Annotated in this window: 17 protein-coding genes and 2 pseudogenes; 17 read left to right on the forward strand and 2 right to left on the reverse strand. The window is 46.8% G+C overall.

Annotated elements, in window-relative coordinates; translation table 11 throughout:
* Positions 1–43: 43 nt before the first annotated feature.
* Complete coding sequence (locus QUB35_RS14180; RefSeq protein ID WP_333142507.1) at positions 44–1,660, forward strand: calcium-binding protein; 1,617 nt, start codon at positions 44–46, stop codon at positions 1,658–1,660.
* Between the two features lie 66 nt (positions 1,661–1,726).
* On the opposite strand, the gene QUB35_RS14185 is transcribed toward QUB35_RS14180, so the two are convergent.
* Positions 1,727–2,089, reverse strand: coding sequence for a hypothetical protein (locus tag QUB35_RS14185; RefSeq protein WP_333142508.1), 363 nt, complete (start codon positions 2,087–2,089; stop codon positions 1,727–1,729).
* Between the two features lie 399 nt (positions 2,090–2,488).
* Here QUB35_RS14185 and QUB35_RS14190 point away from each other — a divergent pair, with 399 nt between their 5' ends.
* Both QUB35_RS14190 and QUB35_RS14195 read left to right on the forward strand, forming a co-directional pair.
* A complete protein-coding gene (locus QUB35_RS14190) occupies positions 2,489–3,331 on the forward strand; it encodes a photosystem II manganese-stabilizing polypeptide (protein ID WP_333142509.1) in 843 nt (280 codons plus the stop codon).
* A 462-nt stretch (positions 3,332–3,793) separates the two neighbouring features.
* A complete protein-coding gene (locus QUB35_RS14195) occupies positions 3,794–4,567 on the forward strand; it encodes an RNA polymerase sigma factor SigF (protein ID WP_333142510.1) in 774 nt (257 codons plus the stop codon).
* A 106-nt stretch (positions 4,568–4,673) separates the two neighbouring features.
* Here QUB35_RS14195 and QUB35_RS14200 read toward each other — a convergent pair whose 3' ends face one another.
* Positions 4,674–5,840, reverse strand: coding sequence for a pyridoxal phosphate-dependent aminotransferase (locus tag QUB35_RS14200; protein WP_333142511.1), 1,167 nt, complete (start codon positions 5,838–5,840; stop codon positions 4,674–4,676).
* Positions 5,841–6,077: 237 nt separating this feature from the next.
* Between QUB35_RS14200 and QUB35_RS14205 the strand changes: the two genes are divergently transcribed.
* The 14 genes and pseudogenes from QUB35_RS14205 (at position 6,078) to nrdJ (ending at position 23,087) form a co-directional block, all read left to right on the forward strand.
* Positions 6,078–6,590 (forward strand): adenine phosphoribosyltransferase, encoded by a 513-nt coding sequence (locus tag QUB35_RS14205; protein ID WP_333040475.1) that lies wholly within the window; start codon positions 6,078–6,080, stop codon positions 6,588–6,590.
* A gap of 281 nt (positions 6,591–6,871) precedes the next feature.
* Positions 6,872–7,912 carry an ABC transporter permease gene (locus QUB35_RS14210; protein ID WP_333142512.1) on the forward strand — a complete coding sequence of 347 codons (1,041 nt, stop codon included), beginning with the start codon at positions 6,872–6,874 and terminating at the stop codon, positions 7,910–7,912.
* A 45-nt stretch (positions 7,913–7,957) separates the two neighbouring features.
* Entirely contained in the window at positions 7,958–8,185 is a 228-nt protein-coding gene (locus QUB35_RS14215; RefSeq protein WP_333142513.1) for a hypothetical protein, read from the forward strand.
* A gap of 202 nt (positions 8,186–8,387) precedes the next feature.
* Entirely contained in the window at positions 8,388–8,561 is a 174-nt protein-coding gene (locus QUB35_RS14220) for a hypothetical protein (RefSeq protein ID WP_333142514.1), read from the forward strand.
* 7 nt (positions 8,562–8,568) lie between these two features.
* Positions 8,569–8,742 carry a hypothetical protein gene (locus tag QUB35_RS14225; RefSeq protein ID WP_333142515.1) on the forward strand — a complete coding sequence of 58 codons (174 nt, stop codon included), beginning with the start codon at positions 8,569–8,571 and terminating at the stop codon, positions 8,740–8,742.
* A 12-nt stretch (positions 8,743–8,754) separates the two neighbouring features.
* Complete coding sequence (locus QUB35_RS14230; protein WP_333142516.1) at positions 8,755–9,327, forward strand: hypothetical protein; 573 nt, start codon at positions 8,755–8,757, stop codon at positions 9,325–9,327.
* A 224-nt stretch (positions 9,328–9,551) separates the two neighbouring features.
* Positions 9,552–10,640 (forward strand): annotated as a pseudogene (locus QUB35_RS39155) (leucine-rich repeat domain-containing protein); the annotation flags it as partial.
* Positions 10,641–11,180: 540 nt separating this feature from the next.
* Positions 11,181–11,711: pseudogene (locus QUB35_RS39160) on the forward strand (DUF6745 domain-containing protein); the annotation flags it as partial.
* Positions 11,712–11,931: 220 nt separating this feature from the next.
* Complete coding sequence (locus QUB35_RS14240; protein ID WP_333142518.1) at positions 11,932–12,054, forward strand: hypothetical protein; 123 nt, start codon at positions 11,932–11,934, stop codon at positions 12,052–12,054.
* Positions 12,055–12,483: 429 nt separating this feature from the next.
* Positions 12,484–13,437: an ABC transporter ATP-binding protein gene (locus tag QUB35_RS14245; protein ID WP_333142519.1), complete on the forward strand. Its 954-nt coding sequence runs from the start codon at positions 12,484–12,486 to the stop codon at positions 13,435–13,437.
* A gap of 201 nt (positions 13,438–13,638) precedes the next feature.
* A complete protein-coding gene (locus QUB35_RS14250; RefSeq protein WP_333142520.1) occupies positions 13,639–15,309 on the forward strand; it encodes a hypothetical protein in 1,671 nt (556 codons plus the stop codon).
* A gap of 574 nt (positions 15,310–15,883) precedes the next feature.
* The gene (locus QUB35_RS14255; RefSeq protein ID WP_333142521.1) at positions 15,884–18,046 is read left to right on the forward strand and encodes a DUF4394 domain-containing protein; all 2,163 of its coding nucleotides are present in this window, start codon (positions 15,884–15,886) and stop codon (positions 18,044–18,046) included.
* Between the two features lie 150 nt (positions 18,047–18,196).
* Positions 18,197–18,484, forward strand: coding sequence for a hypothetical protein (locus QUB35_RS14260; RefSeq protein ID WP_333053679.1), 288 nt, complete (start codon positions 18,197–18,199; stop codon positions 18,482–18,484).
* Between the two features lie 205 nt (positions 18,485–18,689).
* Positions 18,690–23,087: a ribonucleoside-triphosphate reductase, adenosylcobalamin-dependent gene (gene nrdJ / locus QUB35_RS14265; RefSeq protein WP_333142522.1), complete on the forward strand. Its 4,398-nt coding sequence runs from the start codon at positions 18,690–18,692 to the stop codon at positions 23,085–23,087.
* The last annotated feature ends 102 nt before the right edge of the window (positions 23,088–23,189 follow it).

Consider the following 23,189-nt stretch of genomic DNA (forward strand, 5'->3'; position numbering starts at 1 on the left):
TAATTTCAAACAATTTATTTTATTGAGGAACGGTGTATCCCGTATGGCAAATCTGATCGGCACAGACAGCAACGACTTTATTCTAGGGACTCCGCTGGGCGATCGAATTCGCGGCTTAGATGGCGATGACACGCCTCTGGGTGCGGGAGGAGATGACACCCTAGAGGGCGACGGCGGCAACGACCAGCTTCTTGGAGGTGACGGAGCAGATTCGCTGATTGGCGGTGAAGGAAATGACGAACTTATTGGCAACCAAGGCCGCGATTCTGCTCTAGGCGGCAACGGCGACGACTCGATTCGCGGCGGTTTGGGCAACGACATCCTCGAAGGCAACGACGGGATAGACAGCGTGTTGGGAGATGCAGGGGACGACTTAGTTAGTGGGAACGCAGGCTTTGATGTGATTGCCGGCGGTACTGGCAACGACACCCTCACAGGGAATGACGGGGACGATTCCGTGTTCGGGAATGCTGATGATGACTTTCTCTACGGGAATTTTGGGAACGATTCTCTCAACGGCGGTAGTGGCAGGGATCAACTGTTGGGCGGTGATGGCAACGATTACTTGAGTGCCAGCGACGGCGACGACACTTTGTACGGCAATGCCGCCAACGATTCGCTTTTGGGAGACGCTGGTAATGACCAGATATTCGGGGGCAAGGCTGACGATACAGTTTTTGGCGGCATCGGTTCCGATACGCTTCGCGGCGATGAAGCCGACGACTCGGTACTGGGAGATGAAGGCAATGACTTCCTGTTTGGCGGCAAAGGTAATGATGGTATCGACGGCGGTTTTGGCGATGACTCCTTGGCTGGAGGTATCGGCGACGATACCATTTTGGGAGGTTTCGGCAATGACAATTTATTTGGGGCAGAAGGTAATGATTCTTTAATCGGAGGCGAGGGTTCGGATACTCTGACTGGCGGCAGCGGCAGCGATGTCTTTGGATTGGGAGCCGGGCCTGGCAGTTTGGGTTTAATTACTGATTACAATGACACAGAGGATTTCTTTGGACTGCCGAGCAATTTATCTTTCGCTCAACTGCAAGTTCGGCAAGGTAACGGTGCAAATGTCAGGGATACAGTAATTACGACGCTCGACGGCAAGCTTTTAGCAATTTTGATCGACACTCCGGCGGCGCTGATCGAGGCGAATGATTTTATCGCTGTGACTGGGACGGCTACTCCCAGACCAACTAGGACTACAGTTACAACCACAGTTACAACCACAACTACAGATATAACTGGGGCTGCAACGGAGGCTGCAACTGATGCTCCGACTCCAACTCCGCCTCCGACTCCAACTCCGCCTCCAACTCCAACTCCGCCTCCAACTCCAACTCCGCCTCCGACTCCAACTCCGCCTCCGACTCCAACTCCGCCTCCAACTCCAACTCCCCCTCCGACTCCAACTCCCCCTCCGACTCCAACTCCGCCTCCGACTCCAACTCCCCCTCCGACTCCAACTCCGCCTCCGACGCCGACTGCTTCGAGGATTCCGATTCCGCCGACAGTTAGCGTGCCTGATTCGCCTCTGCTATCAATTAGTTCGATCCCTCCGACGCCGACTCCCGGACTATTGCCAATGCCGGGGCAGACGCCGATATTCCCGACGGTGGCGAACCCGATACCCTTAGCTCCTACACCTTTGGGGTTCTAGGTGCGATCGCGCAGCTCAGTTATGAGTTTGTGAGTTTTACATAAACTCATAACTCATAACTCAAAACTATTTCACGTCTTGGGGAGTTCCGGCCGAGTCTTGTGGCGACTCGGCTGGAGAATCTTCTACAGGAGATAATTGTTGGCTGTACCCCAAGAGCGATCGAAGTTTCATGCGGTGGATGTAAGGCCAGCCGCCATTGGCTTCAATATTCCTGAGCAGTTTGTAAAGTGCTTGGCGGTTGTCGGGAAAAGACGCTTGAAACAAACCGTCCCGAATTTCCCGGTGCGAAGCTTCCAGCCTCCGCAGCAGGGCCAAAAGCAGCAGACTGTCTCCCTGACAACTTTCGGCTAAAGTCCGAATCGCCTCTGTCAGCGAGTGCATTTGAGACTGCAACTTTTCTGACTCTAAATCTTTGCCGTTGTCCATACCGCTGCTTCCTTTGAAATCTACAAGGCCTTTGTCCCCAGCCTTTTGGTCAATCGACTAATCGAGCTAGTCGCGATCGCCATTCGGGGTCATAAGCAAAGTAACTTAAGTAGGTTGACTTAAGCAATATTAATTTGCAGTCCAAGTCAGGAAAAGAGCACAACCCGTCGTACCATGTGTATTGGGCTGCGATCCGAACCTTTGAGAAATCATAAGTTCATGCTTATTTTCACGGCGCACTAGCTTGATTTTTTGAGTCAATGCCGGTCTCGGTGAAGCGAGCGATCTGGATCTAAATGCTGCCCTAAGCGCTGGCCTAGCCTGCCGGCGGGCAATTATATTTTGCTCGAAGTAGGGCTTTTTCTTAATATAATCCGATGTTGGATATTGAGGTTTGCAATGAAATATCGTGCTTTAATTGTTGCACTTTTAGCATTTTGCATGAGTGCGCTGGTTGCTTGTTCTTCTGCTTCTGACACGACGGTGGCGACTACGGAGTTGCTCACCTACGACGAGATTAGAGGTACTGGCTTGGCTAATAACTGCCCTAGCTTGGCAGAAACTTCTCGGGGATCGATCCCCATCGAAGCGGGCGCCACCTATAAACTTACTGGTTTGTGTTTGCAGCCCACAACTTATTTTGTGAAGGAAGAACCAGCAAACAAACGCCAAGAAGCGGAATTTGTGCCTGGTAAATTGCTGACCCGGTTCACGTCGAGCATTGACCAAGTTCAAGGTACGCTCAAGGTCGGTACAGACGGAACTCTGACTTTCACAGAAGAAGACGGCTTGGATTTTCAAGCTATTACGATTCAGTTACCGGGCGGAGAGCAAGTACCTTTCTTGTTTACCATTAAACAGCTAGTGGCCAGTTCCGATCCCGGAGTGGTTGCTATCAATACTTCCACCGATTTGAGAGGGGAGTTTAACGTTCCTTCTTACCGCAGCGCAGGCTTTTTAGACCCTAAAGCTCGCGGGGTATCGACTGGCTACGACAATGCTGTAGCGCTTCCGGCTAGTGACAATTCCAAACGGGTGCGGGCTAATGTTAAGGTTGCTGACACTCGCACTAAGGCCGGCAAAATTTCTCTCCAAGTTGCTAAAGTCAACAGCGCCACTGGCGAAGTTGGCGGGATTTTTGAGAGCACGCAGCCTTCTGATACTGATTTGGGAGCTAGACCGGCTCTGGACGTGAAAATTCGGGGTTTGTTTTACGCTCGCATTGAGCCTTCTGTATCGTAAAATTGGCTTTCTGGATAGATCGAACTTGAGCAGTTTCTGGTCGTAAAGCTCCTGCTCGCCCTTCATTGGCCAACAGTCTTGAGCAACATAACTTAGGACTGTTGACTAATGACTAAATTTATGATTGAATAGTGGTCATTCGCAAGTTATGAAGTTGGGATTTTTTATTAATTAAAGTATTGTATTCACAAGGTTTTCAGCTTATAATATATTTTTGAAAAAAGCTGGTTAAATTGGGGATTCGATCGAAGGTGTTCTCCCTGGTAAAAGTCTGCCTGATGCCGAAAAACTTCGGAGAATCCCGCTAAATCCGTTCAGGTACCGAAAACTCAACTGGTGTGTCCGCTATCACACCTATTAAGTGCTAGGATTACACTACCTAAAAGTGAATTTTTTTAGACTAGATTAGAAGCTAGATCTAAAGCAACCTCAGTCCTCTGCTCTACCAACCCTTATGTCACCATGTCTACCACAGTGCCGAACGAGCTAAAAAGCGAAAATTTGCAATTGTTGCGCGAGTACCAAGTTTCTGGATCGAATGAAATCCGCAATCAGTTAGTTAAACTGAATATTGGACTGGTCAGAAAAGAAGTTTACCACTGGATCAACCAGTGCGGTGAAAGCTACGACGATTTGCTGCAAGTCGGATGTATTGGGTTGATCAGGGCGATCGAGCGGTTTGATATCGCCAAGGGACACGCTTTTAGTTCCTTTGCAATTCCCTACATACGGGGCGAAATTCAACACTACTTGCGCGACAAAAGCCCTTCTGTGCGATTTCCCCGCCACTGGCAGTCCCTGGAACGCAAATCAGTAGCAGCGATCAAGGATTTGCAGGTGCAGTTAAACCGCAAACCTACGGATGCTGAAGTAGCAGCAGCCCTTGAGGTGTCTTTAGAAGAATGGCAAGAAATTAAGTTGGCCCATCTCAACAGATCGCCTCTGAGTTTGGACGCGCCGATGCAAGATGAAGATGAGGGGGCGACTTGTCTGGGAGAATTGGTGCCCGATAGCAAGTATCGGAGTTTTCAGTTGGCGCAAGAAGATCAAATTCGCGTACAGCAAGCTTTGGCTATGTTGGAACAACGGACTCGCGAGATATTGGAGTTTGTTTTTCTCTACGATTTGACGCAGAAGGAAACGGCTGAACGCTTGGGTATCAGTGCGGTGACTGTTTCTCGGCGAGTTAAGAAGGGGCTGGATTTGCTCAAAGAGATTATGACTAAACAGCTTTAGTTATTAGTCAGTTGTTGGTTGTCAGTTGTGAACAGTTAACAGTCAACCGTTAACAGTTAACAGTGAACCGTTAACAGTCAACAGTCAACAGTCAACAGACTAATTTTTAGATGCTGCGGACAAATTTATCTAGCCTTTCTACGGCTTTTTTAATTGTGCCTAAATCGGTGGCGTAAGACAATCGAATGTGGTCGTCTGCACCAAAAGCAATCCCCGGAATAACTGCTACTTGCTGCTGTTCTAAGAAAGCGTCGCAAAATTCCAGAGAATTCATTCCAGTCTTGCTGATGTTGACAAACATATAGAAAGCACCGTCTGGTTTAATACAGCTAATTCCCGGAATAGCATCGAGTAATTCAAATATTACCTGACGCCTTTCGGCAAAAGCTAGACGCATTGTTTCGACAGACTCTTGGCTGCTTTCCAAAGCTGCGATCGCGCCGTACTGTGCAAAGGTACACACATTTGAGGTACTGTGACCTTGAATGGTGCTGGTGGCTTTGATTAATTCGATCGGCCCGGCCAAATAACCGACTCGCCAGCCTGTCATCGAGTAAGCTTTAGCAAAACCGCTGCTGATCAGGGTGCGATCGAAGATTTCTTTGCCCAGGGAACCAATGCTGACGTGTTGGGCGCCGTCATATATAATTTTTTCGTAAATCTCGTCAGCAACGACTAAAATATCTCGATCGACTATCACCTCGGCCAATGCTTTGATTTCCGCCGGAGTATACACCATTCCCGTCGGGTTAGAAGGCGAATTCAGTACAAATAACTTGGTTTTGGGAGTAATCGCTTTACTCAGTTGTTCCGGTGTAATTTTATATCCTGTAGAAGCATCAGTCCGTACAATTACTGGCTTGCCACTAGCGAGTTTCACCATTTCAGGGTAGCTTAGCCAGTAGGGAGCCGGAATAATTACTTCCTCTCCCGGCTCGATCAGAGCCATCATCAGATTGTAGAGCGAATGCTTGCCGCCGTTGGTGACAATGATATTTTCTGGTTGATAGTTGAGATTGTTGTCGGATTGGAGTTTGCGGGCGATCGCAGCTTTTAACTGCGGTTCCCCAGCCACAGGGCCGTACTTAGTCTTCCCCGCGTCTAAAGCTTGTTTTGCCGCTGCTTTAATGTGTTCGGGCGTATCAAAGTCAGGTTCTCCCGTACTCAAACTACAGACATCAATCCCTTCGGCCTTCATGGCTTTAGCCTTAGCGGCGATCGCCAAGGTTATAGAAGGAGGAACCTCACCCACTCGTGCTGCCAACTTAATCATTGGATTTTAGATATTAGATTTTTGACTTTAGATCATAGGGTGACAAATGTTGATATTCAACCCTATTGTTAGGGAATTATGACATTTGTTTACATAGTACGTAAAGGATTAAGCAATTAAAGAATAAAAATTAAAAAAGCTCTTAGTTTTAATTTTTATTTTTTAATTTTTATTTTTTGACGTTATTATTGTAACATTTTTGATGCCTCGTTACCCTCAACGCCGATCTGCAAGCTTATGGATCTCAAATCTCTGATTCGCGACATTCCTGATTTCCCCAAGCCGGGAATTCTGTTTCGAGACATTACAACTTTGCTGCGCGACCCGCAAGGGCTGAGCTACACCATTGACAGCTTAGCAGAAAAATGCTCTGCAATGTCTGTTGACTATGTGGTGGGCATGGAATCGCGGGGCTTCATCTTTGGCGCGCCGTTGGCTTATAAAATGGGAATAGGCTTTATTCCTGTCCGCAAACCAGGGAAACTGCCAGGTGCGGTTCATTTTGCTGAGTACGAGTTGGAGTATGGTGTCGATCGACTGGAGATGCACCGAGATGCGATGACATCCGGCAGCCGGGTGCTGATTGTGGACGATTTAATCGCCACTGGCGGAACAGCGGCGGCGACGGCTAAATTGTTAGAGCAAGCTGGCTGCGAGCTTGTCGGTTTTGCTTTTATCATTGAATTGCAGGCCTTGGGCGGCAGGCAGAAATTGCCCGATGTGCCGATCGTCACGCTAGTGGAGTATTAGTTAGTTAAGTGTTGGCAGTTGACAGTTGACAGTTGACAGTTGACAGTTGACAGTTGACAGTTGACAGTTGACAGTTGACAGTTGACTGCTGACAGTTGACTGTTGACTGCTGAGTAAAAACTACTGACAAATAATATCCTTGACCTTTGCATCGGAATTATTAATCTCTCTCTTCTCTTTCTCTGCGATCTCTGCGTTCTCTGTGGTTAAATCATTCCGATGCAAGCGGCATTAATATCATTCACAATTCTTCAAATCTAAAATCTAAAATCTAAAATCCTATGACTTCTATTAAATTGAATCGAAATTGGCGAATGTTGAGTTCTCTGTTTAGCAGCGAGACATTTACTTATATTTTCAAGCGACTGTTGCAGGCACTTTTAACCCTATTTTTGGCATCGATGCTTTGTTTTGCAATTATTGAGCTAGCACCGGGAAATTACTTGGATACATTGAGCCAAAATCCGAAGATTTCGCCGGAAACGCTCAAGCAACTCGAACAGCAGTTCGGCTTAGATAAACCAGCGATTGTGCAGTATGGGCGGTGGCTGCAACAAATTGTGACGCGGGGGAATTTTGGCACGAGTTTTGTGTATCAGCGATCCGTAGCTTCGCTGCTGTGGGAACGGGTACCGGCGACGTTATTAATGGCGATCGCATCTTTGATTGTAACTTGGGCGATCGCGATTCCTTTGGGAATTGTCGCGGCCGTCAATCAAAACCGCACAGTCGATCGAGTTCTGCAAGTAGTCAGCTACACCGGACAAGGATTTCCGAGCTTTATCACAGCGTTGCTGCTGCTATTTTTCGCACAGAATACTTCGCCTCTGTTTCCCGTCGGAGGAATGACAAGTATTGACCATGCAGACTTACCTTGGTGGGGTCAAATCCTCGATTACGGCTGGCACTTAATTTTGCCAACTGTCGCCCTCAGCGTTACTGGTTTTGCTGGTTTGCAAAGATTGATGCGCGGACAATTGTTGGACGTGCTGCGTCAAGATTATATCCGCACAGCAAGGGCGAAAGGTTTGCCGGACGATCGAGTAATTTACATTCATGCTTTGCGGAATGCTGTTAATCCGTTGATTACGCTATTGGGTTTTGAGTTTGCTAGTTTGTTGAGCGGTGCGTTTATTGCCGAATTTTTCTTTAATTGGCCTGGTTTGGGAAAGCTGACTTTGGAGGCGGTGAACAATCAAGATTTGTATTTAGTAATGGCAAGTTTGATGATGGGTGCGACCATGTTGATTGTTGGGAATTTGTTGGCGGATTTGCTGCTGAAAGCTGTCGATCCTCGGATTAAACTGGAAGATTTGAAGTGATAGAATCATATTTGACTATAAATTTGATTCTCGTTAAATTCTGTTGTGACACAACCATTTTCCAATAATGTTCCTAGCCCTCGCTTTTTCAATCAGTCCCCCGCGACGCTAAATGATGAAATTCGATCGGCAGATGAGTTAGGTATCAGACCCATTAAAGTGGGAGAAGCAGGATTTGACGATATAATTAATGAAGGTACTGTCAAATGGGCAGTGACAACCAACCTAGAACTCCTTATAATTCCGAAATTTTTAGATGTTATACCAATTTAATGTGAAGTTGCACATATCTCGATCCCCCTTAATAAGGGGAGTAGGGGTTGACTTTGAGAAGAATCTTGTCCCCCCCTTTGTAGGGGCGGTGCCCCCGTGCCCGCCCTCTTGGTTAGGGGGGATCAGATTCTACGGGGCCTCATAAAAAATTGGTATTAACAATGAAATTTACCATACGGTTATAACTCGCGGTCAGCCTGTTTTGGCGGCGGGAGAAGCCGAGATTGTCGGCACCAACGGTTTGTATATTTTGCTAACAATCAGCAATCATAGCGGGCATTTTAGACCCAATTCAGAGAGCTTAGAACTAGGAATTGCAGCCTTTAGGCAGCAAGGAGTTGATACAAATAATGCTGATATCGAATATGTGGAGTAGATAAATTATGACGGGAGCATCTCACCTTTGCAGCCCTCCGCTAGAAATTGGAGTTTTGAGGCAGGAGGCAGGAGGCAGGAGGCAGAAGGAAAGAGGAAGAAGGAAAGAGGAAGAAGGAAAGAGGAAGGAGGAAGGAGCCAGAAGAAGGAAGGAGCCAGAAGAAGTATTTTTACAAATATGAGATGCTCCCATTATGACTCAATCTCCTACGACAATATCCCTCGATCGCATTCTCGAACAAAATGCCGAATCTGTACTGATTTGGGCGAACAACATATTTTCAGGTCAAACCACCGAACCACAAGGGTTTAACTGGCTATTATTAGCCGATGTTGCCTCGGCTAAGGCTCGAAAAGGTGAAAATGGTTCCGGTTTGGGCGATCGCAAATGGGCAGAAGTAGCGATCGCAATTTACGATCGCAAGGCCGGTGATGCCGATCGGAAAAAACCAGGTAGTGGCGAGTCTTTTACGATTTCCTCAATGATGTTGCGGGCTGCGATGATAGAAAAACAGGAAGTAATTTCCGATCGTGCTGTTCTCGATGTTAACTTAATTTTAGAATGGTTTTGGGATAACATCAAAGAGTCGCAGGAAGATGTCGAAAAAAAGGCAGCTAATTGGAAAACGCTACCTATTACAGAAATTCGCGAGTTAAGAAAAATTAAAAATCGATTGAAAGTTATTGCAGCACTTTCTGATACTAATAAATATGTTTTAGATGAAAAACTCAACACTTGGCTTTTACTACGCGATCAACTACCATAAAAGTGCGATAAATATTCCCATGCCCCATTCCCGATGCCCCATTCCCCATCTAGGAGTGTTTTATGTCAGAAAAAAAGCCAAACGAGGCAATGAGTTTTAGTCGCTTTGCCGACTGGTGCAGGCATATTGACAGTCTTTCAGAAGAGGCAAGGCACACAGTTAAAGTGTTGTTAAAAAAGGCTGGCACTGATGACGCACAAGCAGCGGAGCAGATACTTTCAAGCATGACAGAACTGGATCTCCGCAGCAATAAAATTAGCGACATCAGCTCCCTCGCCTCGCTCACCAATCTGACAACACTGAATCTCTACAACAATCAAATTAGCGACATCAGCTTCCTCGGCTCGCTCACCAATCTGACAACACTGAATCTCGAAAGCACTGGAATTAGCGACATCAGCTCTCTTGGCTCGCTCACCAATCTGACAACACTGAATCTCTACCACAATCAAATTAGCGACATCAGCTCTCTCGGCTCGCTCACCAATCTGACAACACTGAATCTCTACCACAATCAAATTAGCGACTTCAGCTTCCTCGGCTCGCTCACCAATCTGACAACACTGAATCTCAGCCTCAATCAAATTAGCGACTTCAGCTTCCTCGGCTCGCTCACCAATCTGACAACACTGCGTCTCTATGGCAATGAAATTACCGACTTCAGCTTCCTCGGCTCGCTCACCAATCTGACAACACTCCATATCTGGGACACTCAAATTAGCGACATCAGCTTCCTGGGCTCGCTCACCAATCTGACAACACTGGATCTCTACGACAATCAAATTAGCGACATCAGCTCCCTCGGCTCGCTCACCAATCTGACAACACTGGATCTCTACGACAATCAAATTAGCGACATCAGCTCCCTCGGCTCGCTCACCAATCTGACAGAACTGGATCTCAGCTACAATCAAATTAGCGACATCAGCGCCTTGCGAGCGCTCACCAATCTGACAGCACTGAATCTCGCAAACAATCATCAAATTACCGACATCAGCGCCTTGCGATCGCTCACTAATCTGATATCACTGAATCTCAGCGAGAATCAAATTACCGACATCAGCGCCTTGAGATCGCTCACCAATCTGACAGCACTGAATCTCAGCGAGAATCAAATTACCGACATCAGCTCCCTCGGCTCGCTCACCAATCTGACAGAACTGGATCTCAGCGAGAATCAAATTACCGACATCAGCGCCTTGCGATCGCTCACCAATCTGACAACACTGAATCTCGAAAACAATCAAATTACCGACATCAGCGCCTTGCGATCGCTCACCAATCTGACAACACTGGAGCTCTGGTACAATCAAATTACCGCTCTGTGCGTGTTAGGCGAACTCGCAGAGAAACGTCTTACTCTCTCGACTAAGCCAATTGATGCTCAAAAAGCTACAGAAGCGATCAAAGTTGCCTATGCCGCTATTGGGCTAGAACAACCCTCCGTTATTATTTGCAGTAGTCCCCGCGACGCTTATCTCCAACTCTTCAACTTGCCGAAACGCGACCATTCACCAAACTGCTCAGACGAATGGGACAGCAATAGATTGGGGAAAAAGCTAGAGTGGGAATGGATTTCCCCATCGATTATTGTGAGAGAATTTACAAGTCCGGGCCTGTGGGAGTCTGAGCTCGCTCACATGACGATCGAGTCCGAAGCAGACAGCACAATGAGGTGGCTGATGTACGAATTGGTTGGCAGCTATGCGCGATCGGAAAAAACGAAGGGGAATGTTTTTCCCGATTATTTGTTCGGCCTCCAATCCCCTGAAACCCCCACGACTTTGGTTAAAAAAATCTATTTGACTGAATGGTATATCTCTTCATTAGGCGTCAATCTTTCCCAAAAGGCACAAAAAATACTTCGCTGCCAAAAGCAGCTTTTCGAGCATTGCGGTTTGATATTTCCCTTTGAAAAGATTTGCGCGGTGTGCGATCGCCCCCGCCACCTCCGCTTTGACAGTCAAAACCGCTTGCACGCAGAAGGGGAACCCGCGATCGAGTTTGCGGATGGATGGAATTTTTACTATTATCACGGTGTCAAATTGCCTGAAGAATACGGCCAAGTCCACCCAAATCAATGGCAATCAGAATGGCTTTTAGCTGAAGATAATGCCGAAGTTCGGCGAGTGTTAATTGAAGGAATTGGTTACGATCGCCTAATTCAAGAGTTGCAAGCAAAACAAATAGATAGTTGGCAGGAATATGCACTATTACAAATAGATAATGCCGATGTCGAGCCGATTTGTTTGTTAAAAATGACTTGTCCGAGTACGGGATTCATTCACGCTTTGAGAGTGCCGCCTAACCTGACATCAGCTAGGGAGGCAATTCGCTGGGCAAATTGGGATATCGATCCAGAGGAATTTTCCGTGCAGACTTGATATAGCAGAAGGAAGAAGGAAGGCACTACACGGATTAACACGGATACACGGATACACGGGAGCATCTCACCTTTGCAGCCCAGCTATAAATTGGAGTTTTGAGGCAGGAGGCAGGAGGCAGGAGGCAGAAGGAAAGAGGAAGAAGGAAGGAGCCAGAAGAAGTATTTTTACAAATATGAGATGCTCCCCGGATACACGGATTAAAGGGTGCGCGTATCAGATGTCATACCGAATCAGCGATCGGGAAGAAGGAAGACTTAATACTAGCAAGAATTTCAGCGATCGAGAATGTCCTTGTTTTCATTTCAGAAACGAGATGACAATTCCTGGAAGAACGAGCTAGGCTAGCTGTAGGCATCTATTTCGATCGGGATTTACGCACGGGTGGCCAGAAACCGGGTTTTTTGTGAGAAGACGCGTTATAGCCCGTAAAAATGACAAAAACCCGGTTTCTTTGGTGTTGATGCGTAATATCCTGTGCGGTAGATTAGTCGAGGGGGCAGGTTTATGAAATTGTCGGTTTTCGGCAATTATTGTCGGTGAACCTGCCCCTACAAGACATGGCGTTTGTAAGAACGGATCGGATCTATCTGAGATATTGCAGCGTTCTCCATTAGCTGTAGGGGCGGGTTCGCCAGTAGGCTTAAACGTTTGCAGACAGGTTAAATAAACCCGCCCTCCCCCACGAATAATCCCCTCAAATCAATCGGACTCGATATAACTCCTATTATTCCCAGGAATGCACCGATAAAATTTCATTCACCCTCCAAACATGGCAAAACAACTAGCAATAGAAACTCGCGGGCTGACGAAACAATTCGATCGCCATATAGCCGTCAATGACATCGATTTGCAAGTAGCAGCAGGCGAAGTATGCGGACTGATCGGCCCCAACGGTGCCGGCAAAACTACTTTGCTGCGAATGCTGGCGGCGGCTGAGGAACCGACTATAGGGGAAATTTACATCAACGGGGATAGGTTATTGCGCGATCGATCGCACCCCATACTCAAACAGCGCATCGGCTTTCTTCCCGACGACTTTCCCCTCTACGACGACTTGACTGTTTGGGATTATTTAGATTATTTTGCGCGACTCTACAACCTCCAGCAACCGCGCCGCCGATCGCGAATCAACTCCGTGTTAGAACTCGTGCAACTAACCAACAAGCGCAACAGCTTAATTTCCACCCTGTCGCGGGGGATGAAACAGCGCCTGAGTTTGGGGAGAACTATTATCCACGAACCGCTATTGTTGTTGTTAGACGAACCCGTTTCTGGCTTAGATCCGATCGCCCGAATGCAGTTCCGCGAAATTATCAAAGTTTTGCAAGAAGCCGGCATGACCGTAGTCATCTCATCTCACGTCCTCAGCGACTTAGCCGAACTTTGTACCTGGGTCGGCATCATGGAACTGGGATATTTGGTCGAAAGCGCACCTTTACAAGAACTTTACAAACGCCTCAGCCGCCAGCAAATTTTTATGTCGGTTTTAGGAAATAAATTAGAAGCCCTAACATCGGAGTTAAAAAACTTTCCTTGGGTGGAAAATTGGGCAATAATCCCGGAAACTCAACAGGTGTGCGTTGATTTTTCAGGAAGCCCGGAAGATGCCGCAAATTTATTACGCGAACTCGTCGCGGCGAAGATTCCGCTAACAGAATTCCACTGCACTCAAGAAGACTTAGAAACCATCTTCCTCAAGATGGGACACCAGCAAGCATCCTAATTTGCTCATTCCCACAATCACATTTATTCTTTGTGGAACGGGCATCTTGCCCGTTCTTCTTGAGAATAATTCAACAGTGAGTTATAACTGAGTTATATTCTTTACGGTTGGATCGGAATTATTTAACCGCAGAGAGCACAGAGGACACAGAGGAAGACAAGAGAGAGAATTACCAATCCAATCACCAATAACTAATCAACCATGACACTCAACTTATTAGATAAAATAGGCAACTGGAATCCCCAGTTATTTCGAGAAATCAAAGGCCGCTTGAAGATTGGCAATATGGCGCTAGCCTCTGCCCTTTCCCTAAGCGGTCAACTGCTGCTGTTCATGTATTTCAGAGCCCAGATACCCGTTCCCCCTGCTAATGGGAAGTACACTAATCCCATCTATCACAGATTTTGCACTTTAGATGAGGCGGCCAATTCCTATGAAAAAATCTGCGTCAGAGATGCCTTCAGCAACTTTGTCATTAACTGGCGGGAGTGGTGGCTAGAGATATTCGTTTGGCTGAGCATATTGAGCGTGTTAGCTTTATTAGTAGCAGGGACTTATATGCTTGTCAGCGACTTAGACAAGGAGGAACGCCGCGGCACGCTCAACTTTATTCGCCTCAGTCCCCAGTCAGCAAAAACAATTTTTCTCGGCAAAATGCTCGGCGTCTCAATTTTACTGTATCTAGCAGCAATTCTGACAGTACCGCTGCATTTGTACGCTGGATTAGCCGCTCAAATACCCCTGCATGAAATTTTATGTTTCTACATAGCGGTTGCAGCTAGCTGTGCTTTGTTTTACAGCAGTGCGATGCTATTTGGATTGACAACCAGTTGGTTGGGAGGATTTCAACCTTGGTTGGCTAGCGCTACGGTTTTTGTTGTGTTTGGGATTTCTTGGCTGCCGCTCACGCGAACTGCTGGGGATGTGTTACATTTTTTGTCTCCCCTTGCTATGCTGAGATATCAGCTTTTTAGAGTTGATAAAACTGATTTCGATTCGTTAGTTGAAAACTTAGACAAGTTGCAATGGTTTTACTCGGCCGTGGGTACAAATATTGCGAGTGGCATTGCTTTGTCTCTCTTGATTTGTGGTACAGGAACCTACTGGATGTGGCAGGGATGGCAGCGCCGCTTTCCCAATCCCAGCGCTACAGTTTTGAGCAAGCGGCAAAGTTATTTGCTAGTTATCTGCTGTCAGGTAATATTTTTAGGGTTTGCACTCCAATCAGACGCCCCAGAGAACGCTAATCTCATCTGTTTACTTATCTTGAATTTGGTGATGTTCTTAGCTTTAATTGCAGCTTTAACATCTGACAGACAATCATTGTACGATTGGGCGAGGTATCGGAAACAAATCGTTCCCAGCAATCAGAAGCTGTGGCGGCGCTACCCACTACTCGATTTAATTTGGAGCGATAAAAGTCCGGCTGTAGTTGCGATCGCGATCAATTTCCTCAGCTCAGTAATAATTTTAACACCTTGGGCGCTGTTGGAAAAAAGTGAGAATAATGCATTTGGGGGTGTAATTTTCTGCATGAATCTTATCCTAATTTACGCAGCCATCACCCAACTATTCCTATTTACCAAAACCCGAAATCAGGAAATTTGGGCCGTCGGGACAGTCGGCAGCGCTATCTTGTTGCCACCTCTGATTTTATCTATGCTTTTGCTAACCCCAGAAAAAGCTCCTATTCTCTGGTTGTCTTCAACATTTGGTGCCTTTTTGCCTGCGGTGTCTCTGGCAGCGTCAGGAAATACGATTTTGCTCTCCATACTGAGTCAGTGGACTGTCTTGGTGTTGTTGAACCTCAAATTGCGATCGCAACTGAGACTCGCAGGGCAATCAGCTTCTAAAGCACTGCTGAAAGCTTGAAAAAGCAGGGGAAGGGATCAAACGTGAAACTCCGATTCAGGCAGGGATTTAAACCCCTGCCTGAAAGCTTAAGTCGTCTGAAAACGACTGTTCAACTAACTTGTTATGCCTATTCCGCATTTATAATCCACTTTATATTGAGCGATGGTTGTCGCGGCTACACACACAAAGCCCATCTTCCCAGGCTTTAATACTAAAGTTGAAAAAAAATTCTGACTGTACAGATCCAAAATTATAGAGTGAGCGTATATTACTAATGAACGCAGTACAAAATTTCATAGGTTCGCACCGCTACCCATTTCAGCTTGCCTGTTTGCAGTTGAGCTGCGATCGCCCTTGGCTACACAGCAAACTATAAAATACGGCTAAGCGATCTGTATTTAGGAGTAGGTTTATTGGAATCGGGGGGCGGCTTTATATATCATTTTGGCTGGGTGTAATACTTTTATTCCAACCCATCCCTACAGCCGAAAATAAGAAAAACTATCCTAAAAGTGCGAATTTGTGATATTTTGACTGAGAATACCACCGCCGTTAGGCAACAGAAGTATCAAAATTAGAGGGTGATTAGAAAATGGCAGAAATTAGAGACACCGCCCAAGCAAACTTGCTAGCAGGAACTCCAGAAGATGACCTGATTTTTGGTTTGATGGGCAATGACACCATTGCCGGAAACTCTGGTAATGACAGCATTTATGGAGGAAAACAAAGCGATTTAATTGAGGGCAATTTAGGTCAAGATTCGCTCTTTGGAGATTTAGAGAACGATACTGTTAACGGCGGAGAAGGTAACGATTTTTTAGTGGGCGGGAAAGGCAGCGATTCCATATCGGGAAACTCCGGTAATGATGTTTTGTCGGGCGATCGAGATACTGATGTCCTGATAGGCGGAGACGGGGCTGACTTATTTGTTTTGAGGCGCTACGCGGAGGCAGATCCTGGTCGTACCAGCGGCGGTGTTAGTTTGGCAAATGCAGACGCGATCGCCGATTTTGTACCAGGTACAGATTTAATCGGTTTGGCGGAAGGTCTCAGTTTTAGCGACTTAAATATTCTGGAAGCTGGAAACGATACTGTTATTCAAGACCGGGTAACAGGAGAATTTCTCGCGACTCTCAGAGGGGTGAGACAAAGTTCGATTAACCAGGCAAGTTTCACTAATAATATTGGCAGCGTTGTTCCCAGCCCCCCGCCTCCAGCGCGGACAACGGCTTATGCTTTAACTCCTGCTAATCGGATTGTCGGTTTTAGTCTTTCCAATCCCGGAAGTGTGCTCTCAGATTTGCCCGTGACTGGATTGCCAGCGGGAGAAAGTTTACTGGGAATTGATTATCGGCCGGCTAACGGTGTGCTTTACGGTGTGGGTTCTAGCAATCGCTTGTATACTCTCAATCCGATGACTGGGGAAGCAAGTCCAGTCGGTAACGGGCAGTTTGCTGTTCCCCTAACTCCGGGGGCTGCGGGTTTTGATTTCAATCCGACAGTCGATCGAATTCGGTTTGTCAATCAAGCCGATCAAAACGCCCGCCTCAACCCGGATAACGGGGCAATTGTGGATTTTGACACGCTGGCGGGGGGAATTCAACTCGACGGGAATTTAGCTTATGTTGCGGGCGATCGCAATGTTGGGTCAAATCCTGCGGCTGCTGGGGCTGCGTATGTTAACAACTTTGCCGGGGGAACTTCGACAACGCTGTTTGTAATTGACAGCGATTTGGATGTTTTGGTGCGACAAGATCCGCCGAATAATGGAGGGTTGAATACGATCGGATCTTTGGGAGTTGATGCTACTAGCGTTCTCGGCTTTGATATCAGGAGTATTGGCGGCCGCGAGGTGGCAGTGGCGGCGCTGGAAGTCGGTGGCATTTCCGGCTTGTACAATATCAATTTAAGTAGCGGTCAAGCTTCCTTTGTCGGTCAAATTGCCGACGGGAGACAGATTAACGGTTTGGCTTTGCCTTTGCCTACAGCTTACGCTTTAACTGTTAGAAATGGCGCTGAAACAATTGTCGGTTTTAACGAGGCGGCACCGCGGGCGATTCTCAGCGACGTTGCAGTTACAGGGTTGCAGCCGGGAGAAAGTTTGCTGGGAATTGATTTTCGCCCCGCTAACGGTGTGCTATACGGTGTGGGTTCTAGCAATCGCTTGTACGCGATTAATCCAGTTACTGGGCAAGCAAGTGCAGTCGGTAGCGGCCAGTTTGCTGTTCCCCTAACTCCGGGGGCTGCGGGTTTTGATTTCAATCCGACAGTCGATCGAATTCGCTTTGTCAATCAAGCCGGTCAAAACGCCCGCCTCAACCCGGATACGGGGGCAATTGTCGATTTTGACACGCTGACGGGGGGAGTTCAACTCGACGGGAATTTGGCTTATGCTGGGGGCGATCGCAATTTTGGCAATCCCGGCGCGGCTGCTGCTGCGGCGTATGTGAATAACTTTGCAGGGGCAAATTCGACGACACTATTTGCAATTGACACCAATTTAGATGTTTTGGTGCGGCAAGATCCGCCGAATAATGGGGTGTTGAATACGATCGGATCTTTGGGAATTGATGCTGGTACCGTTCTCGGCTTTGATATCAGGAGTGTTGGCGGTAACGAGACGGCTTTGGCTGCGATCGAGGTGGGCGGAGTTTCCAGCCTGTACAATATCAATTTGACGACCGGTCAAGCTTCGATTGTCGGTCAAATTGGTGACGGGCGAGGGATTAAAGGCTTAGCACTGACTTTGATTTAAATAGGGGAAGGAAGAAGGAAGAAGGAAGAAGGAAGAAGGAAGAAGGAAGAAAAATAATTAAACTTTTTTAATTTACCAATGCCCAATTCCCGATTCCCGATTCCCAATGCCCAATTTGAGTTAATCTATTATTTTGACAAACAAGATAAGATGTTATCTCAAGTTTTTTACTTGCTACGTTCCCGCAGTGACGGCAAATATCTGTCCGCGAATCCCAATCCAGATGCGGCAGTGAGTTACCTGCTGATGTTTCGGGAAGACTATGACGCTTTGAGCTATCTCAACGCCCACGCTGCTGATGTTGCCGATCGATTTGGAGTAGAATCGATTTCCGGTTCTCAGGTAAAAAAGCTACTCGAACGTTGGGGATTTAACGGTGTGGGGGTTGTTCAAGACCCGCTGTTACCGAATATTGAGTTTTTATTGACAAATAATTGACAATTGACAAGATTTGCGCTTCACCCGGTTTCTGGAAGAAATCGGGTTTTTTCGTCAAGTTTTGGGGCGATCGGTCGATCGAGCTTGTACACTTCTGTGCCCCATATATAGTGCAAATTGTCAAATATATTAACCTTTTACCCTAAATCTGAATCCTGTTGTATATTCGTAGTTTGATATATTCCGACACGTCAGTACACAACCTATGGTTCGAGAATTAGAGCGATCGAGTGCCAGCGAGAAACGCAACCTGTCCGATTTCCCCGAAACAGCACCCGCAGCCAATCCAGTATTTTTTAGGACTTACAGCCGCCGTACCGAGACAGGGCGGGAGACTTGGGAGGAGGTGTGCGATCGAACAGTCAAGGGGCTGCAAAAGCTGGGAAACCTCACCCCCGAAGAAACACAACTGCTGCACCAGATGCAAAACCAGCTCAAAACCCTCGCTTCAGGCCGCTGGCTGTGGGTAGGTGGCAGCAAATGGATCGAGCAACCAGAGAATTTTTCCGGCGCATATAATTGCTCCTCAACAAATATTCTCGACTGGCGTTCCTTTGGCTTGTTAATGGACTTGGCAATGATGGGCTGCGGCACCGGCGCAGTCTTGGAACCACAATATATCAACCAACTGCCGCCGATTCGCAACCGTTTAACCCTAACCATGCAAGGCGAAATCGGCTCTACACCCGCCCAGTCGCGCCGTCAAGAAACAGAAGTAAAAATAGCAGAAAAAACCGCAACTATTTATGTCGGAGATTCTCGCCAAGGTTGGGTAAACTCCTATCAAACTTTGCTGGAATTATCCACAGATGAAAGATTTGCAGGAGAAGTTCAAGTTTTTATCGATTTGAGCGATGTTCGCCCCGTGGGAGAACCTTTAAAAGGTTTTGGCGGAGTAGCAAATCCGGTGAAATTGCCCGACCTTTATCAGCGCTGCGCGGCAATTTTGAATAAAGCTTTAGGGCGGCAGTTAAATTCAGTTGAATGCTGCGTGTTGATTGATGAAGCTGCGGTCACGATCGTCGCTGGAAATATTAGAAGATCGGCCGGAATGCGTCAGTTTTCTTTTGATGACGAACTGGGGGCAAATGCTAAAAATAATTTGTGGCAACAAGATGAAAGCGGCAACTGGAGAATAGATCCAGAACGCGATGCCCTTCGGATGGCAAACCATACGCGAGTTTTCCATACCAAACCTACACTAGAAGAATGTATTGATGCTGTCCGCAAACAGTATTATAGCGGCGAAGGTGCGATTCAATGGGCCGGGGAAGCTGTAGCTCGATCTAACGTTGATTTACTTTCAACACCGAGTCTTAAACTTGAGTTTTTGAAAGCTTATGACGAAGGAAAAGCTAAAGAGTGGTTGCAGGAACGCTATCCTAATATGACTGCTGGCGAGTTAGAGCATCGGTTAGTCCGTGTGGGCTTAAACCCGTGCGTGACTGCTGATACTTGGGTTCATACGGAATTTGGTCCACGCCTGGTTAAAGACTTAATCGGGAAGCAACATGGGACTTACGTCAACGGCGAACTCTTTAGCACAACGGCTGATGGCTTTTTCTATACGGGCGATCGCACTGTTTTCACCCTATCCACCAAAGAAGGTGTCTCGCTACGTCTGACTGGAAACCATCAAATTTTACGGGTCAGCGCTCAAACCCAAAAGCGTCAATACACCGAATGGGTAGCGGCTGAGGATTTGAAACCGGGCGACAGTATTTGCTTACACAATCACCGAGGAATTCAGCCTTGGCATGGTGCGGGAACCTTTGAAGAAGGGTGGCTACTCGGCAGTCTCGTCGGTGACGGGTCTTTAGCAGAAACCCAATGGAACGACCAGGCCATATTACGATTTTGGGGTGACTCTCAAATAGAGATGGCTGAGTATGCAGTCGTAACCCTCCAGAAAAATGTAATTTGCGGTGCGAATTTAGGAGGCCACTATCATCGCCAACACAATTTGCATCAAGTCGCTTCCAGTGGGCTTGCCAAACTAGCGGCACAGTTCAACATTCATCGCGGTAAAAAAGTAGTTACGCACGAAGTTGAACAAGCAAGCTACGAGCTTTATCGTGGATTCTTACAAGGGTTGTTTGATGCTGATGGCAGTGTGCAAGGAACGCAGAATAAAGGCATTAGTATACGTTTAGCCCAAAGTAATCTCGAATTACTCCAAGCTGTTCAGCGAATGCTGCTGCGCTTGGGAATTGTTTCGACGGTTTATCAAAATCGTCGGACAGCAGGTTATCGTTTGATGCCCGATACCAATCGTGATATGGCTCCTTACTTCTGCAAAGCGCAGCACGAATTAGTCATCGCTAACGACAATCTGATTTACTTCCTCGATCTCGTTGGTTTCCGTCAGCCTGAAAAACAGAAAAAACTGGGCAATTTATTAAACGACTACAAGCGTAAGTTAAACCGCGAACGTTTTGTTGTAACAGTTCAGTCACTTTCTCTCAGTGGGATAGAATCCGTTTACGATTGCACGGTACCCGGTCCATCTCAGTTCGATGCGAATGGTATTGTGGCGCACAACTGTGGTGAAATCATCGGCTCTAATTTTCATTGTGTCAGTGGCGACACTCTGCTAATTACTAGAGACGGACTGCATAAAATAAAGGACGTTGTTGGAACTGAAATCGAAATTTGGAATGGTAAAAGATGGAGCTGCGTCACACCATTTAAGACAGCGAGTGATAATTGTGGCGGGCGACGCAAACTTTATCGTGTAAAGTTTGGTGATGGTACTTATCTGGATGCCACAGAATATCATCGCTTTTTTGTCAAGGATCGCTTTGGTAAAGTTTACAGAGAAGTTCAAACCAAAGACTTGATGGATACAAGTCGGTATAGCATTCATACTGAACCTTTTACAATTCAGTATGAAGATGGCTTGAATATCGATTCAAGTTATGCTTACACTTTGGGGGTGGCTGTAGGAGATGGGACTACAGACAAAAATGACAATGCGAAAGTTCGACTTTACGAACACAAAATGGCATTATCAGTAGCAGGAAATAAGTCTCCTGAAAGAAGCTATGACTATTTACCTGCTTTTACCGATGTAACTAACTTGAGCTTTTCTGGAGAGTTGCTGAAAAGTTTGAAAGTTAACCCAGAAGCACTAAATGTAATTGCGAGCTGGAATCGGCAAGCAATTTTACATTTTATTGCTGGATTAGCCGATACTGACGGCTCGAATACCCACAGTAATGGTATCAGAATTTATATTTCTGACCGCGATCGCGCTTTCAGAGTTCAGTTACTTTTGACCAAATGTGGTATTCGTTCGTCGCTAAATCTTTGCGCTCATCAAGGGTCAATTACTAATTACGGTGTCCGAAGTCGGGATTTGTATTACTTGCAAATTACTGACTGTGGTGAAATTCCTTGTCAGCGGTTAGATGTGAGCAAAGGGACGAATGCTAAACACAAAGGTAAATGGCAAGTGGTCAGAAGTGTCGAAGAATTACCAGGATTGCACGATACTTACTGCTTCAACGAACCAGAGTTTCATAAGGGAGTTTTCGGCAATACCCTAGCTGGAAACTGTAATCTTTCTGAGATCCACCTCAATCAACTTGACCCTTACAATTTCAAAGAACAGGAGGAAGCTTTCAAGGCGGCGGCTCTATCTGTCGCGGTACTTCTCAATCACAAATTTCTGGAACCCCGCTATCAATACAGCCGCGAATTAGACCCGATTGTCGGCGTATCTTTCACGGGATTGTTCGATTTCTTCGTTCATGCTTTTGGCGTTGAGTGGCTGCGCTGGTGGGTGGAAGGCCGCCCGCAAACTCCGCAAGGAATCGCTTTTAAACACCGGGAAGAAGAGTATTTGAGTGGTTGGCGCGAGATTGTCGATCGGGTAGTATGGGATTATTGCGATCGCCATTCCTTAAAACGCCCAAATCGCTGCACAACGGTTCAACCATCGGGTACTAAATCTCTGCTGACAGGTGCTTCCCCCGGCTGGCATCCGCCGAAAGCCCAGCGTTTCATTCGCCGAATCACTTTCGGCAAAAACGACCCCGTAGCCCTCGCCTGCATCGACTACGGATACAACGTGATTCCGTCTCAATCTGACAAAGATGAAAACGGCAATTTGCTGAACAATCCCTTCGATGAACGCTGCACAGAATGGCTGGTAGAAATACCTGTTGCGGTAAGTTGGGCTGATTTACCCGGTGCTGATGAAATTGACATTAACAAATTCTCAGCGGCGGCACAAATGGACTTTTATATGCAAGTGCAAAAGTTCTATGTCAGACATAACACTTCGGCCACGATTGAACTGCGCGAAAATGAAGTGGAAAGTTTGGGGACTCGGATTTATGAAGCGATTCGCGATGATGAAGGCTACATTTCCGCAGCGCTTTTAGCTCGGTTTGATGCTCTTGAAACTTTCCCGCGTTTGCCCTTTGAACCGGTGAGCAAGGAAACTTACACCAAGATGGTGGAAGAGACTTTAGCGCGCCGCCAAATAGATGTTTTTCATGCGGCACTAAGTCGTTATGACTTAGGTGAAATGATGGATTCGGGGCCGGCGGGCTGCGATTCCGATAAGTGTTTGATGCCGGAGACTAAGGCTATGTAATAGCGTTGAAAGAAATCCCCCGTTTGGGGGATTTTTTTATGTTTTTAAGTGCTGGTTCAGCAAAAATCGTAGGGGCGGGTTCACCAACCATAATTGCCTAAA

It is taken from the genome of Microcoleus sp. B13-B6 (assembly GCF_036705405.1).
In the GTDB taxonomy this organism is placed as follows: domain Bacteria; phylum Cyanobacteriota; class Cyanobacteriia; order Cyanobacteriales; family Microcoleaceae; genus Microcoleus.

Bases quoted from the DNA above. Each gene is read 5' to 3' on its own strand.
- QUB35_RS14230 (WP_333142516.1), top strand. From the start codon at position 8,755: ATGACTCAATCTCCTACGACAATATCCCTCGATCGCATTCTCGAACAA.
- QUB35_RS14225 (WP_333142515.1), top strand. From the start codon at position 8,569: ATGACGGGAGCATCTCACCTTTGCAGCCCTCCGCTAGAAATTGGAGTT.
- QUB35_RS14185 (WP_333142508.1), bottom strand. From the start codon at position 2,089: ATGGACAACGGCAAAGATTTAGAGTCAGAAAAGTTGCAGTCTCAAATG.
- QUB35_RS14260 (WP_333053679.1), top strand. From the start codon at position 18,197: ATGTTATCTCAAGTTTTTTACTTGCTACGTTCCCGCAGTGACGGCAAA.
- QUB35_RS14180 (WP_333142507.1), top strand. From the start codon at position 44: ATGGCAAATCTGATCGGCACAGACAGCAACGACTTTATTCTAGGGACT.
- QUB35_RS14240 (WP_333142518.1), top strand. From the start codon at position 11,932: ATGTCATACCGAATCAGCGATCGGGAAGAAGGAAGACTTAATACTAGC.
- QUB35_RS14190 (WP_333142509.1), top strand. From the start codon at position 2,489: ATGAAATATCGTGCTTTAATTGTTGCACTTTTAGCATTTTGCATGAGT.
- QUB35_RS14210 (WP_333142512.1), top strand. From the start codon at position 6,872: ATGACTTCTATTAAATTGAATCGAAATTGGCGAATGTTGAGTTCTCTG.
- QUB35_RS14255 (WP_333142521.1), top strand. From the start codon at position 15,884: ATGGCAGAAATTAGAGACACCGCCCAAGCAAACTTGCTAGCAGGAACT.
- QUB35_RS14200 (WP_333142511.1), bottom strand. From the start codon at position 5,840: ATGATTAAGTTGGCAGCACGAGTGGGTGAGGTTCCTCCTTCTATAACC.
- nrdJ (WP_333142522.1), top strand. From the start codon at position 18,690: ATGGTTCGAGAATTAGAGCGATCGAGTGCCAGCGAGAAACGCAACCTG.
- QUB35_RS14205 (WP_333040475.1), top strand. From the start codon at position 6,078: ATGGATCTCAAATCTCTGATTCGCGACATTCCTGATTTCCCCAAGCCG.
- QUB35_RS14250 (WP_333142520.1), top strand. From the start codon at position 13,639: ATGACACTCAACTTATTAGATAAAATAGGCAACTGGAATCCCCAGTTA.
- QUB35_RS14245 (WP_333142519.1), top strand. From the start codon at position 12,484: ATGGCAAAACAACTAGCAATAGAAACTCGCGGGCTGACGAAACAATTC.
- QUB35_RS14195 (WP_333142510.1), top strand. From the start codon at position 3,794: ATGTCTACCACAGTGCCGAACGAGCTAAAAAGCGAAAATTTGCAATTG.